The organism is Terrisporobacter mayombei (assembly GCF_020748465.1).
GTDB lineage: Bacteria > Bacillota > Clostridia > Peptostreptococcales > Peptostreptococcaceae > Terrisporobacter > Terrisporobacter mayombei.
This window is the reverse complement of the sequence record NZ_JAHZMP010000190.1, coordinates 1-470: the sequence shown is the minus strand read 5'-3', so window position 1 is coordinate 470 and position 470 is coordinate 1. Positions and strand designations below refer to the sequence as shown.

The following is a 470-nucleotide window of genomic DNA, read 5'->3' as shown; positions in this document are numbered from 1 at the left end:
CGCGGTGATTGACGCCGGGTTCGACGCGGTTGAAATCCCGCTGAATTCCCCACAATGGGAGCAAAGCATTCCCGCCATCGTTGATGCGTACGGCGACAAGGCGTTGATTGGCGCAGGTAAGGTACTGAAACCTGAACAGGTCGATGCGCTCGCCAGGATGAGCTGTCAGCTCATCGTTACGCCCAATATCCATAGTGAAGTGATCCGCCGTGCGGTGGGCTACGGCATGACCGTCTGCCCCGGCTGCGCGACGGCGACGGAGGCCGTTACCGCGCTGGAAGCGGGCGCGCAGGCGCTGAAAATATTTCCGTCATCGGCTTTTGGTCCGCAATACATCAAAGCGTTAAAAGCGGTATTGCCATCGGACATCGCAGTCTTTGCCGTTGGCGGCGTGACGCCAGAAAACCTGGCGCAGTGGATAGACGCAGGTTGTGCAGGGGCGGGCTTAGGCAGCGATCTCTATCGCGCCG

1 protein-coding gene is annotated in these 470 nt (G+C 59.8%); it reads left to right on the top strand.

Annotation, left to right across the window (positions count from 1 at the left end; all coding sequences use genetic code 11):
* Positions 1-470: 2-dehydro-3-deoxy-6-phosphogalactonate aldolase (gene dgoA / locus K0039_RS25185; protein ID WP_228106865.1), on the top strand; the 470-nt coding region annotated here is incomplete at both ends.